Here is a 15136-nt window from a genome sequence, read left to right on the forward strand (position 1 = left end):
CTATTTATTAAAAGAAATTAAATTTTAATTTAATTAATAAATGTTATTCAATTTCATTTAAAACAACATTTGGTTGAGTTTTTCTAATTTTTCTAGTTGAAATTCAAATTGAAACAAAAAATGAACAAAGAATTAAAATTACACAAATTAATGGTGTTCATCATTGTGTTCCAATAGGTATAGAAATATCATTAATAAATAACTTATTAAAAATTATAATTGATATAAAAATAATACTTATTGTTAAAAGAATAATTAGGATATTAAAGATTTTAGTAATACCTAACACATATCAAATCGTTTGACTATTTGTATAACCAATTGATCTTAACATTATCATAAATGATTTATACTGACTTACATATATTCCGGTTATTAAGATAATTAATAATGAAGAAGATAAAACAATAGCAGTAATTATAATAATTGCTATATAAATTGAAGTTTTAGTCAATTGGTCAATTAATTGTTTAGTTTGGGTTATAAGATTAATGTTAGAAATTGCAGTTTTATAATCACTTAAATTTAATAAATCAATAATTGCTAATCCTAATCTTTTTTCAGGAATAATAGAAACTGAACTTGTAATTGTTAAAGGTTCAGTTGTATTTGACAAAATTGTATTGTAATAGTAATGTGGTGAATAATTAAATACATCCTTTGTTTTTAAATAAGTATTATTTCAAGGATCTAAATTATTTTGTTTTTGTCAAGTTGTTGTTTTATAAGTATTAAATAATTGGTTTTTTGCAATTATTTTAGAAGTATTAAATGGTTTATAATCATAATTTATAGACCTACTAATATCATAACCATAAATCATATTTGCTAAATCTGAATCAACAATAGCATATGACTTACCATATATATCACTAACTCCAACATTTTTTAATTTAATTTTAAGATTTTTATTAACATAATTTACTTTAATATTTTCTAGTTTTAAAATAGCTGGTATGTTTTGTCTTTTACCTAATGCTCTTCTATAAAATAATGCACTACCATTTAAAATTAAATTATCTAATGCAATAGTTGGAGAAGATTTTAAAACACCTTTAATTTTTTCATAATTGTTTGTAAATGCAAAATAAATATGACGCCTATTAATTCTTCTTTCTTGTTCTATTGAAAAATCATAAGGTCTTATTTCTAAATATTCAGTTATTTGATTATTAGTTAAAATTGAGTTTCAAGCATTTTTGACTGAAAGCGGAACTTGTTCAGACTTCAATTTTTTTAAAGCTGGTTGAATGTATTCTCTAGTTTTTTGATCAGTTTTATCTAAATTAGCTTTTCAATCATCATTTGGTTCTTTATTATTTCCTCAACCTAAACTATATTTTGCAAAATCTTCTCAACTAATTTCATTTGAAATAGGAATAAATAATTTTAAATTTCTTAACTGATAATATGGTCTTAAAAATGACTTTATAATTTCTCCATTATTATTAATAGCAAAATCACCAAATATTGGAGAATTTTCAACAATATTATCAACTTGTTTTTCTATACTCAAATCGTTATTATTTTCTAATTTATCTGAATAAAGATCTATAACTTGTCTTTGAGTAAACTTATTAACATCTAAATTATAAGGGTTTAAATAATAACTTTTAGTGTTATTAAAATCAACTACTTCATAACCATAAGATGAATAATTATTTTTAGTATTAATACTTTGAATTGGTTGATCTATTCAATTATTATGTTTAGTTACATACTTAGTTTGTAAATAATCAGAATCATCATACAATCAAGCTTGTTTTGGTAGAACTTTAAAATCATTAGATTTAGTTTTATACATTAATTGATAATTTTTAGAACTAATATTTTCTAAAATATTTTGATTATGTTTTAGATTTTGATTTAAAGTTTGATTTAAAATAGTTGGAACTATTAAAGTATTAGTTTTTCTATTATAAAGAACTTGTTTAGTTTTATTTGAAACTAGATCAGCTCCATTATTTGTATAAGGAGAATTAATAATTTGATAAATATTTTGAATATCATTATTTGATAAAAAAACTTGATCTTTTAGCTTTTGTTCTATTTTAAAACTATTTTGAGTTTTATCTAATCCTAAAATTTGATAATTAGTTTTTTTATCATTTATAAATGGTATAAAACTAGTTGCTAATTGATCTTTTTGACTAATAACATTTTGAGATTGAAAACCAAAAGCTAGTTGTGTTTTTCTAGAGTCATTTGTTAAATAAGATTTAATAAAAGGTGGGGCATAACCTAAAACTAAATTTAAAATTTTTTCTTTTCATTCAGTGTCTTTTTGAACTTTATTATCAAAAACAACTTCTAATATTCTTGAAACAAATTGAGTTAAAGGTTGAGTTGTGATATTTAAAAAATCTAATTTTGCTTTATCATTTTCAAAATGTTTGTTAAGATCTGCATCATTTAAAATATATGCATATAATTGTTCAATAGTTCCAATTGAAATACTTCTACTATTTGCAATACTTAACTGATAAACTACTCAATCTAATAAATTAGTATATAAATCAGAAATACCACTTTCTAAATAATTTTTAATAAATGATTTATAAGGAGTTAAAATTTCAGCTTTGTTAGAATTTTTATTATCTATTTTATAAATTAAATTAGGTAGTATTGAAGAGTTTTGTACTGATAAAGTATAACTATTTGGATCATCATAATAACTAATGTTTTGATGAGTTGTTTTAATTGTTTTATAACTATTATCTAAATTTTGATGTCCATTTCAAAGATTAATAACATCTTTTCCTAACGGAGTATTAGTAACGTTATTAAAAATTTGATACTCATTATTATAATTAATATTTTTAAAATAAGTATCTTTAGTATGTATTGCAATTGATGGAATTGCAATTCCTACTGAAGTAAATAAAGTTGCTATAAATAATAATATTAGTAGTAAACTAAAAGGTTTTTTTCCAGATTCAGTTAGTTTTAACATTAATAAAGTATTAAATCTTAACCTTTTAAATAAATATTTAGATAATCAATCAGTAAATTTTGGTTTTGCTCATTTTTTAGTATGATTAATAACTTCTAATACTGGTTTATTAATATTAATTACAGCAACAATAAATGAAAATAATCCAATTAAAACTCCAAAAACAATAACACTAATTATGATTGAGATTCAATCAAATTCAATTACTTCAACTTTTAAACTAAAATAATCTTTAAAAATTCCAACAAATGGTACTTGTAAAATTGTTCCTAACATTCAACCTATTGGAATAGGAATAAAAACTAAAATTAAAGCATATCAAACATAAGAAATAGCTATAGTTTTACTATACACTCCATTTGCTTTTAAAATACCTATTTGTTTTGCATTAGCTTGAACTGATTTAATAACTCCAACAAATACAGCTAAAGCGGAAATAAGAGCAATTAAACTAGAAGTTAAAAAAGTAGCTAAAGAATATCAAAAAGTAGTTTTTTGATATAAAGTTCAATTTAATGAATATCAAGACTTATCAAAACTTAAAGTTTTATAAAAAGTATCTGCTTGATTTTGATCATTATAAGCTTTGATATTTTCTCTAATTTTACTAGATTTTGAAAAATGATCTAAATAAACATTTTTTAAATTAGCTTTATTATTTTTTTTAATTAAAAAGAAATTATAAATTGTTGTTTGGTCATTATTACTTGGATCGGTTTGATCACCAATAATTTGATTAATTGTTTTATCACTAGCATAAACCAATCCTCCTGAATCAGATTTTGGTAAAGGAACATTTGGATCTGAAGTTGGAAAAAATGAATATGTATCAACAGCATATCCTGAAACTACTAATCCAACTGCTTGACCTAAATTAAGACTAGAACCAATTTTTATTTTATTAGCCTTAGCAAATTGTCTACTAATAGTAATTTGACTAGCATTTAAAGAATTAGCTCCATTTAAAACTAAATAATTTGTATGATCTTGATTTGAAATATTAACAATTCTAAAAGTTTTTTTAGTAATTGGATCATTAAAAATTACTTCAGGTCTTATATATAAATCATATCCATTAGCAATTGCAATTAATTTGTGATGAGTTAAAAATGCACTAGTTATTAAAAACTCTTTACTTGTAGAGTTATTAATATCTTGATTAGAAATAAAAAAACCAGAAGCTTTATTAGTAATATTTAAAAAAGGATTAGTATTTAAAACTAATAAATCAACTAAATCATTATTTTTAAAAATTTCAGGTAGTTTATCAACATTTTGTGTGTAAATATTAGAACCTGATAAAAAACCTCTTAATTCATTTGTTTCACTATATTGAACTACTTTTTCAATCTCAATATTTTTATTTTCTTCTTTTATAAAAACAATTAGTGGCCTTAAAATTCCTTTAAAACCTTTATCAATAATGTCATTAAAAAAATTATCTTCTTTGTTTTTATTTAAAAAATTCATTTTTTCAAATTCTGTTTTTAAAACAGTTTTATTAAAATGAGTAGTGTATTTATTTTGATTTGTAGTAATGTATTTTTCTCTAAATAAATAATTTAAATTTTCTTCAAATTTAATTCCAAATAAAAACTCATACACAATTTTAGATATATTATCTTTTTGATCTTTTCATTTATCATGTCTTATAAAAGTTCTAATTGTTTTAAATAAATATTGAGAAAAAGATTCAAAAGCATAATAAGAATAATAATAAATTTTTAATTCTTCAGGATGTTCTTTTTCTAATTTACTAATTAATTGTTTATTATTTAAAAATTCTAATCAAGTAAATGCTTTATTATCTTTTAAAAAGTATGTAAATCAATTTGGATTAGTTTTAGTATATTTACTAATAACTGTGTTATTAATTGCTTGATCATTTTTATTTAATAAATCAATCATTGTACTAAATAATAAGTCATTGATTTCAAAATCAAAGTCTTCTTGATTTTTAGCTACTTCTTCATCTTCTTGATCTTTTAAAAATAAATTTTTATTTTTTTCACTAGTTCAAATTTTTTTAAACTCATCTGAACTAATTACTTTAGTTAATAAAGTTTCTTGTCCATAAAACTTATTGAAATATAAATTAAAATTACTAAAACCTTCATCATTAAATCCAGTATATTCTTTGTTTATAAAATCAAAAATAGGAATAAATAAAGGATCACCATTTTCTGGTTTTGCTTTATTTCCTACAACTATTTGATAAGTTGAATCAAATTTTTGACTTTTAGAATTATTAACTATTTGATCATATGCAATTTTTAAACGTTTGTTAGTTGTAAAAGAGATTGTTAAAATACTAGAAGCTATAAAAGTTAAAAAAATAATGATAATTAGTTGTAATTTAAATTTTAAGATTCATTTTAAGCCTTGTTTAAGCATTAAAAATAAATTACCCATCTATTGCTTGTCCATATCTAATTATTTATAAAATAATATCGATAAGATTTTATAAGTATTTATTCAAAATACAAATATTAATGAGTTATTTTTTAAAAATAAAAAAATAAAAATAAAAATAATAGTAATTAATTATATAGATTATTATTTAAAAAATCAAGTATTGATAAGTAATTTAGCACTATATAAACTATCTGTGAAAAAAAATTTTATGTAGGGGTAATATGAAAAAATCTGTTAAAAAAGCAAAACCGTTAATAATTAGTTTAATAGTGGTTTTTGCTTTTGTTAGCGGATTTTTTATTTTTATTAAATCTTATGTAGATTCATCAAAGCAAAATTATCTTAATAAAATTCAAAACTATATTGATGCAAGTTCTTATTTAGCTAAAAGTAAAATCTTAAAAAATGTTGAAGATTTAAATGAAGATTATGTTAATTAAAAATTAAGTGAACAATATTTAGAACAAGAATTTGGTAAAAATTTTATTTGAAAACCAGAAAATAGCAATACTAGTTTAAAAAATAAAGTATCAGATATTTATCGAACTTATTTTGGAAAATCAATTGATGTTATTGAAAAAGATTTAAAGCTACAATATAGAAATGATGATAAAAGTTTAACTGATATTTCAGATTTAAAAAATGGAGAGTTTATTCCTAAAAATATTGATAAAATTACAGCTTTAAGTAAATCTTCAGAAGATTTTTTAAATGGGTTTTCTCCTTCTTTTGCTTCTTTAGGGTTATCTTTATTTCAATCTCAAGTAATAAAAAATCAAGATAATTTAAATAAAATAAAAAATAACCAATTTCTTAAACAAATTGTTGATTTTACTAACAATAATCAACCACTTATCAAATTACTAACAAAGATTTTTTCAACTAAAAAAATAGAAAAAGACTATTATAAAGATTTAACTATTAAACAAGCTTTTAATAAGAATATTAATTTAATTAGTACTAGTTTAACTAATAAATCTTATGAAAAACATAATGAAGATCATTTTGCTGATGATTTAAGTGATTTTGTAATTCAAAATGTTACTAAAATAGTTAAAGAAGAATGAAACAAACAGGACAAAATTGAAATTATAGATAAATTTAAAAATATTTTTAATAGATTAAAAGATTATTTTTTTAAATTTGATTATTTAAAAATAGTTGACAATTTATTTAGATATGTTCAGTCTGAATTGTATTTTACTATGTATTATGTAGTTAACGAAGACTTAACAGATCCAAATCAGTTGTTAAATCAAAAAATAGAAGATAAAAAATTTGAAACTTTAGTTAATAATAAATTAGATTTTAGTTTATTAATTAATGGTTTGACTAAAGTTTTAGAAAGTCAAAAATATACAACTAGACTATTAGATTTTTTATTTAAAAGAGCAGATAAATCTAAGATTTATTTTGATCATCACAAAATTCCAGAAAATGTTGGAACAAGTAGTCTTATACTAGATCTTATAAATTTTGTACAAAAAACTATTTTAAAAACTAATAAGTTAATTAAAGATACAATTGAAGGTTTAGAAGATTATATTGAAAAAAATATGTATCAGTTAAGAAATAAAATTAGAGATACAATAATGAATTTTTTAAAAAAGAATGTTAATTCATTTTCGCATTCAGTAGATTTTGGCTACATTCCAAATAAAGAAGAATATAATAGATTAACTGTTCAAATATTTACCAGAGCGTTTTTTACTAAATTGTATTATGTAGATGCTAATATTTATATTTTTGGAAAAGATGGTTTAATTACAAAAATTTTTGATTTGTTCAAACAAATTGGAAACTCTATTTCAGCTACTAGTTCTAATACATTTAATTATTTAAAGTATGTTTTATATAGAGATTCAAGTCCAGTGATTGACTTTAAAGGTAATTTTGAAGAAATTACAAAACTTATAGATATTGGTAATGAACTATTTAGTAATCAAAAAATGTTAAATATTGATTTACGAATAACATTTTTAAAACAAATTGCAAATATTAAAGGTATTTATGGAGTTATTAATTTACCAAATGAATTAGATTCACTTAAAGATTTCTTAAAAACATTTGGACTTAGTTCATTTATTAAAAAAGTTGAAGATGGAGTAAAACCATTACAAGACATTTTAGATCTTTTAAAAGAATTTGGTTTTATTAATGATACTAAAGAATTTTTAAAACAATTTGATGAGTATGTAAAAAAAATAATTGAATATTTACCCAAAAAATATCAAAGTGTTAATACTCTTTTAAATTATGATTTAATTTCAAATATTTATCCTAAAAATTCTACTACCACTAATTTTGCTAACGATTTTACAACTAAACTAGCTGAATTTTTATTTCCAAAAACAAATCAAGCTGATGATGATAAGCTTTTATTACCAGTTATTAGATTAGTTAGATATGATAGAAATAAAAAAATTACTAGTGTTAGTCAGATAAAACAAGCGCTTGCTGATTATTCAAAAAAAATTATTTCTAAAGAATCACTATTTAAAAATCTTATTAACATTAGAGATTTTAAAATTGAATTACCAGATATTGTTTTACAACATTTAGGTATAGAAAACTTAAAGAATTTAACTATATTAGAGTTATTACAAATTATTAGTAAATACATTAATGAGTTTATTAATCATAATCAAAATGAATCATTGAGTTTTGATCTATCTTCAATTGGATATTTCTTACAAGCTTTAAGTACTACAGTTGATATTACTTATTCTAATAATAAAAAAGTTGAAAAAAAGAATTTAATTAAAGCTTTATATGATGATTTAGATTCTTTTGATCATAAAAATGATGAAAATAACAAAGGAAGACCAGAAGCATCTTTTTATAATTGAGACTCAATTACTTTTAAGTTTAGTGAAACAGATAATAAAACTATTGATTTAAAACAAATTAAAAGTGACTTTTCATACTCGCCTTTACATTTACTTTTAGGAATTGATTTAAATAAAGCTCAATATATTAAAAATACTATTGGTTATGCTTTAGCTACATTAATTGGTGGATTAACTAAAACTGATGAAAACTATCAATTAGCTAATGAAAATAAAAAATCAGTAATAACTATTTTTTCAATTTTAAACTTTACTTTAAAAAATTATCAATCTATTTTAAAAGATTTAGAATATAAAAAAGCTGGAGTTTATTATAAAAAAGATTCATGACAAACTCAATTAATTAGTAGTAATGATAAAGAAATTAAATATTATTTAATTAGAAAACTAACTTCAGATAATGAAATTAATAAAAAAGTAGGAAAACGTTTTGAAATAACACTAACAAACGATCAAAACACTTCTTATTGAAAAATATCAAATATCATAGCTTTAGATTATAAACATTAGTTGACAGTGGAGAAATATATGAAAAACTTATTAACAATATTTGGTTCTATTAGTTTAATTAGTATGACTAGTATTACATCAATTGCTTGTAAAAATATAAATAAATCAAAAAAAGAAGAACCATCTAATAAAGAAAAAGAAAAAAACAAACAAGCTGATGATAATAAAGAACCTAAAGAAAATTCTGAACAACCTAAAAGAACAAAAGAAGAAAATTTTGAGTTAATTAAAAAATATGGTATAGAAGTTTATAATTTATTACTATCTTTAAAAAATGACGAACATTTAAGTAAACCAGAAAATTCTGAATTATTAAGATTAGTAAAAGATATATCAGAACTTTATAAAGGATTAGGTCGTTTTAAAACAATAGATGAATTTAAAAATGAATTTAATTCTGATAAATGAAAAAATAAAGGTTCAAGTAAATCATCTGAAGAATTTTTAAATAAGTTGTTTGAACAATGAGATAAGACTGTTACAGAATATGAAAAACAAAAAGATAGTATTTTAAAGATATTAAAGCAATAGTATAGTTTAAATCACAAGAATACTACTTATTTACCCTAAAAACGCTTTATATGAAAAAAATAAGAAAAGACTAAAGAAGAATCTAAAAAAGAAAAAAAATCTGAAGAAAGAATAGATTCTCTAAAAAATGACAAAAATTTAGGGAATTTTGAACCAGATAAGAGAAATATTTTGCCTCAAGCAACAATTAGAGAAGCAGTAACTAAAAAAAGTATTTCTCCATCAGAGTTACAAAAATTTGAAGTTGATTATGAAAAGAAAATAGTTAAGGTAATATCATCTAAATCAAACAATCAAGAAATAGAGTTCACATTTACTAGTTTTCTTGACTTAGGAAAAATTCAAAACACTATTAAGAATGGAAGATCTTATACAAATATCAAAAAAATTAAAGAAACAATAGCTAAAAAAATGGGTGTTAAGCAAGATGAATTAAAGGAGTTAGATGTTAACACCAATGACACTGGAACTGTTCGTTCTACAAAATTTTCTGGTACATTAGCTTTTAAATTTTCTTCCAATGATACAAAATAAATGAAAAAGTAATATTTAAAAGTCTCTAGCATATGAAGTCTAGAGACTTTTTTGTTTTAAAGTAGTAACAATTTAACACACTTTTCAATTATTTAATGTTCTAAATGTTTTTTTGAATATTTTTTAAAGATAATTAGGAAAAAGTTTTTATTATTTGAAATAAATGTTTACTTGCAAATAACCATTATACCTTAAATTATTTTCTTAATCTAAATACTATAAATGTTGATTAAAAAGATAATAAATCTCATTCTGACAGTTTAACCATAAACTAGGCGAGCCAACTCAATCGTAAAAATACACTTGACATTATATATATATATATATATATATAATGTGTCTTGCCAAAAGATAAAAGCCAATTGTAAAGGACATTATATGAAAAAATTATTAACAATATTTGGTTCTATTAGTTTAATTAGTATGACTAGTATTACATCAATTGCTTGTAAAAATATAAATAAATCAAAAAAAGAAGAACGATCTAAACCCGACAGAACTCCAAAAACTCCTGAAAGTGATAAAACTAAACCTAGTGAAGAAACTAGAAAAGAAGATAAAGAAGAAGATAAAAATAAACAACCTGATGATAATAAAGAACCTAAAGAAAATTCTGAACAAGCTGATCAACCTGAAAATTCTGAACAACCTAAAAGAACAAAAGAAGAAAATTTTGAGTTAATTAAAAAATATGGTACAGAAGTTCATGATTTATTACTATCTTTAGAAAATAACGAACATTTAAGTAAACTAGAAAATTCTGAATTATTAAGATTAGTAAAAAATATATCAGACCTTTATAAAGGATTAGGTCGTTTTAAAACAATAGATGAATTTAAAAATGAATTTAATTCTGATAAATGAAAAAATAAAGGTTCAAGTAAATCATTTGATGAATTTTCAAAAGAGTTGTTTGAACAATGAGATAAGACTGTTACAGAATATGAAAAACAAAAAGATAGTATTTTAAAGATATTAAAGCAATAATATAGTTTAGATCACAAGAATACTACTTATTTACCCTAAAAACGCTTTATATGAAAAAAATAAGAAAAGACTAAAGAAGAATCTAAAAAATAATAAAAATCTGAAGAAAAAATAGATTCTCCAAAAAATGACAAAAATTTAGGGAATTTTGAACCAGATAAGAGAAATATTTTGCCTCAAGCAACAATTAGAGAAGCAGTAACTAAAAAAAGTATTTCTCCATCAGAGTTACAAAAATTTGAAGTTGATTATGAAAAGAAAATAGTTAAGGTAATATCATCTAAATCAAACAATCAAGAAATAGAGTTCACATTTACTAGTTTTCTTGACTTAGGAAAAATTCAAAACACTATTAAGAATGGAAGATCTTATACAAATATCAAAAAAATTAAAGAAACAATAGCTAAAAAAATGGGTGTTAAGCAAGATGAATTAAAGGAGTTAGATGTTAACACCAATGACACTGGAACTGTTCGTTCTACAAAATTTTCTGGTACATTAGCTTTTAAATTTTCTTCCAATGATACAAAATAAATGAAAAAGTAATATTTAAAAGTCTCTAGCATATGAAGTCTAGAGACTTTTTTGTTTTAAAGTAGTAACAATTTAACACACTTTTCAATTATTTAATGTTCTAAATGTTTTTTTGAATATTTTTTAAAGATAATTAGGAAAAAGTTTTTATTATTTGAAATAAATGTTTACTTGCAAATAACCATTATACCTTAAATTATTTTCTTAATCTAAATACTATAAATGTTGATTAAAAAGATAATAAATCTCATTCTGACAGTTTAACCATAAACTAGGCGAGCCAACTCAATCGTAAAAATACACTTGACATTATATATATATATATATATAATGTGTCTTGCCAAAAGATAAAAGCCAATTGTAAAGGACATTATATGAAAAAATTATTAACAATATTTGGTTCTATTAGTTTAATTAGTATGACTAGTATTACATCAATTGCTTGTAAAAATATAAATAAATCAAAAAAAGAAGAACGATCTAAACCCGACAGAACTCCAAAAACTCCTGAAAGTGATAAAACTAAACCTAGTGAAGAAACTAGAAAAGAAGATAAAGAAGAAGATAAAAATAAACAACCTGATGATAATAAAGAACCTAAAGAAAATTCTGAACAAGCTGATCAACCTGAAAATTCTGAACAACCTAAAAGAACAAAAGAAGAAAATTTTGAGTTAATTAAAAAATATGGTATAGAAGTTTATAATTTATTACTATCTTTAAAAAATGACGAACATTTAAGTAAACCAGAAAATTCTGAATTATTAAGATTAGTAAAAGATATATCAGAACTTTATAAAGGATTAGGTCGTTTTAAAACAATAGATGAATTTAAAAATGAATTTAATTCTGATAAATGAAAAAATAAAGGTTCAAGTAAATCATCTGAAGAATTTTTAAATAAGTTGTTTGAACAATGAGATAAGACTGTTACAGAATATGAAAAACAAAAAGATAGTATTTTAAAGATATTAAAGCAATAATATAGTTTAGATCACAAGAATACTACTTATTTACCCTAAAAACGCTTTATATGAAAAAAATAAGAAAAGACTAAAGAAGAATCTAAAAAATAATAAAAATCTGAAGAAAAAATAGATTCTCCAAAAAATGACAAAAATTTAGGGAATTTTGAACCAGATAAGAGAAATATTTTGCCTCAAGCAACAATTAGAGAAGCAGTAACTAAAAAAAGTATTTCTCCATCAGAGTTACAAAAATTTGAAGTTGATTATGAAAAGAAAATAGTTAAGGTAATATCATCTAAATCAAACAATCAAGAAATAGAGTTCACATTTACTAGTTTTCTTGACTTAGGAAAAATTCAAAACACTATTAAGAATGGAAGATCTTATACAAATATCAAAAAAATTAAAGAAACAATAGCTAAAAAAATGGGTGTTAAGCAAGATGAATTAAAGGAGTTAGATGTTAACACCAATGACACTGGAACTGTTCGTTCTACAAAATTTTCTGGTACATTAGCTTTTAAATTTTCTTCCAATGATACAAAATAAATGAAAAAGTAATATTTAAAAGTCTCTAGCATATGAAGTCTAGAGACTTTTTTGTTTTAAAGTAGTAACAATTTAACACACTTTTCAATTATTTAATGTTCTAAATGTTTTTTTGAATATTTTTTAAAGATAATTAGGAAAAAGTTTTTATTATTTGAAATAAATGTTTACTTGCAAATAACCATTATACCTTAAATTATTTTCTTAATCTAAATACTATAAATGTTGATTAAAAAGATAATAAATCTCATTCTGACAGTTTAACCATAAACTAGGCGAGCCAACTCAATCGTAAAAATACACTTGACATTATATATATATATATATATATAATGTGTCTTGCCAAAAGATAAAAGCCAATTGTAAAGGACATTATATGAAAAAATTATTAACAATATTTGGTTCTATTAGTTTAATTAGTATGACTAGTATTACATCAATTGCTTGTAAAAATATAAATAAATCAAAAAAAGAAGAACGATCTAAACCCGACAGAACTCCAAAAACTCCTGAAAGTGATAAAACTAAACCTAGTGAAGAAACTAGAAAAGAAGATAAAGAAGAAGATAAAAATAAACAAGCTGATGATAATAAAGAACCTAAAGAAAATTCTGAACAAGCTGATCAACCTGAAAATTCTGAACAACCTAAAAGAACAAAAGAAGAAAATTTTGAGTTAATTAAAAAATATGGTACAGAAGTTCATGATTTATTACTATCTTTAGAAAATAACGAACATTTAAGTAAACTAGAAAATTCTGAATTATTAAGATTAGTAAAAAATATATCAGACCTTTATAAAAAAATAGGTCGTTTTAAAACAATAGATGAATTTAAAAATGAATTTAATTCTGATAAATGAAAAAATAAAGGTTCAAGTAAATCATTTGATGAATTTTCAAAAGAGTTGTTTGAACAATGAGATAAGACTGTTACAGAATATGAAAAACAAAAAGATAGTATTTTAAAGATATTAAAGCAATAATATAGTTTAGATCACAAGAATACTACTTATTTACCCTAAAAACGCTTTATATGAAAAAAATAATTAGGAGAAAGATTTATGTGCTGAATATATTAGAAACTACAGCAATAATAATTACAACTATTTTTTTAGTGATTGTTTGTAAAATATCAAAACAAATTGACATTAAAATAGCAAATCCTACCAATAATACTCAAAAAAATGAAGAAAAAAGTAAAAATGAAAAAATAGAAAATACAGAAGAATCTAAAAAAGAAGAAAAAGATCAGAAAAATGAAATACAATCTGACCAACCAAAAGAAAATAAAGAATATGTATTCAAAAGAGGCAATAAAGAAAATTTTGATTCAATTAAAAAATATGGTTTAAAACTTGTTGATTCTATATTTCAAAAACCAGAAAAGGATGAAAAACTAAAAAGCAATCCTGTCTTATCTACTTTAATTGGAAAAATTACTAGTCTTTATAGGGAACTGATACCTAATAAATAGCACAATACAAAAATATAGAAGAATTTGAATCAAAATTATTACCTAAATCTGCAAATGAAGCTTTATATAGAGAATTTGACGAAGCTGTTACTAATTATGAAAAAGAAGAAAATAATATTTGAAAGTTATTAAATTAAAATAATAAAACTCAAAAATAGACTTTCAAATGAAAGTCTATTTGTATGACTAAGGATTATAGATTATTAATAATTCGATATTTATTACTAAATTGATTTTTTAACATTCTTTGAATGATAAATAAAAAATAATATTTTATTTTGATTACTAGTACTTATTGTTACATTTATTTTTTCAACTTTGTGTTTATTAACAAACCTAAGAAATAATAGAGCATTAGTGATTAGAACTGCTGTATTTGCTTTATTTTTCGAGTTATACTAGCTTTTAGTTTATTAATAATTTGCAGAACCAAAAGTTAATTTATTAAAAGTAATTCTAAATATTAAGTAAAGTTTACTAAATCAATCTTGTTTGATTTTTACTAAAGTTATTTATCAGAATAGCTATTTTTATCTAATTTTTGTATTTTATTTGATAAATAGTTTTTATTATCTAAAACATAATAGCTTTATTGAATCTAATTTAAATTATTAATATTTTTGTGTATAATTAAAAAGTATTACTTTATGGGTTAATACTCAAGTTGGTGAAGAGGACACCCTGCTAAGGTGTTAGGTCGGTCTCCGGCGCGAGGGTTCGAGTCCCTCTTAACCCGCCATTAGAAATTAAATAGACTACTTAAGTAGTCTTTTTTTATTTTTAATTTAATATAGTAGAAATTAACTTTTAATTTAAACAATTTAAAACAA

11 protein-coding genes and 1 tRNA gene are annotated in these 15136 nt (G+C 21.7%); 11 read left to right on the top strand and 1 reads right to left on the bottom strand.

The features are described 5' to 3' along the window. Nucleotides 1–43 precede the first annotated feature (43 nt). The gene (locus tag MSB_RS01555) at nt 44–5365 is read right to left on the bottom strand and encodes an ABC transporter permease (protein ID WP_013447628.1); all 5322 of its coding nucleotides are present in this window, start codon (nt 5363–5365) and stop codon (nt 44–46) included. 224 nt (nt 5366–5589) lie between these two features. Here MSB_RS01555 and MSB_RS05160 point away from each other — a divergent pair, with 224 nt between their 5' ends. From MSB_RS05160 to MSB_RS01605, 11 genes are all read left to right on the top strand, one after another. Next, nucleotides 5590–5808: a hypothetical protein gene (locus MSB_RS05160; protein ID WP_013447629.1), complete on the top strand. Its 219-nt coding sequence runs from the start codon at nt 5590–5592 to the stop codon at nt 5806–5808. Nucleotides 5809–5853: 45 nt separating this feature from the next. Continuing rightward, nucleotides 5854–8727, top strand: coding sequence for an STREFT protein (locus MSB_RS01560; RefSeq protein WP_238523228.1), 2874 nt, complete (start codon nt 5854–5856; stop codon nt 8725–8727). A gap of 18 nt (nt 8728–8745) precedes the next feature. Then, the gene (locus tag MSB_RS01565; protein ID WP_013447631.1) at nt 8746–9258 is read left to right on the top strand and encodes a lipoprotein; all 513 of its coding nucleotides are present in this window, start codon (nt 8746–8748) and stop codon (nt 9256–9258) included. 171 nt (nt 9259–9429) lie between these two features. Continuing rightward, entirely contained in the window at nt 9430–9792 is a 363-nt protein-coding gene (locus MSB_RS01570) for a hypothetical protein (RefSeq protein ID WP_013447632.1), read from the top strand. Nucleotides 9793–10170: 378 nt separating this feature from the next. Then, complete coding sequence (locus tag MSB_RS01575; protein WP_013447633.1) at nt 10171–10779, top strand: lipoprotein; 609 nt, start codon at nt 10171–10173, stop codon at nt 10777–10779. A 171-nt stretch (nt 10780–10950) separates the two neighbouring features. Continuing rightward, complete coding sequence (locus tag MSB_RS01580) at nt 10951–11313, top strand: hypothetical protein (RefSeq protein ID WP_013447632.1); 363 nt, start codon at nt 10951–10953, stop codon at nt 11311–11313. A gap of 374 nt (nt 11314–11687) precedes the next feature. After that, nucleotides 11688–12296 (top strand): lipoprotein, encoded by a 609-nt coding sequence (locus MSB_RS01585; protein WP_013447634.1) that lies wholly within the window; start codon nt 11688–11690, stop codon nt 12294–12296. 171 nt (nt 12297–12467) lie between these two features. Continuing rightward, the gene (locus MSB_RS01590) at nt 12468–12830 is read left to right on the top strand and encodes a hypothetical protein (RefSeq protein ID WP_013447632.1); all 363 of its coding nucleotides are present in this window, start codon (nt 12468–12470) and stop codon (nt 12828–12830) included. Nucleotides 12831–13206: 376 nt separating this feature from the next. Continuing rightward, the gene (locus tag MSB_RS01595) at nt 13207–13815 is read left to right on the top strand and encodes a lipoprotein (RefSeq protein ID WP_013447635.1); all 609 of its coding nucleotides are present in this window, start codon (nt 13207–13209) and stop codon (nt 13813–13815) included. Nucleotides 13816–13895: 80 nt separating this feature from the next. Continuing rightward, nucleotides 13896–14306 (top strand): hypothetical protein, encoded by a 411-nt coding sequence (locus MSB_RS04920; RefSeq protein ID WP_013447636.1) that lies wholly within the window; start codon nt 13896–13898, stop codon nt 14304–14306. 649 nt (nt 14307–14955) lie between these two features. Beyond that, nucleotides 14956–15045: transfer RNA gene (locus MSB_RS01605), tRNA-Ser, on the top strand. The last annotated feature ends 91 nt before the right edge of the window (nt 15046–15136 follow it).

Source organism: Mycoplasma leachii PG50, from assembly GCF_000183365.1.
Lineage (GTDB): Bacteria > Bacillota_I > Bacilli_A > Mycoplasmatales > Mycoplasmataceae > Mycoplasma > Mycoplasma leachii.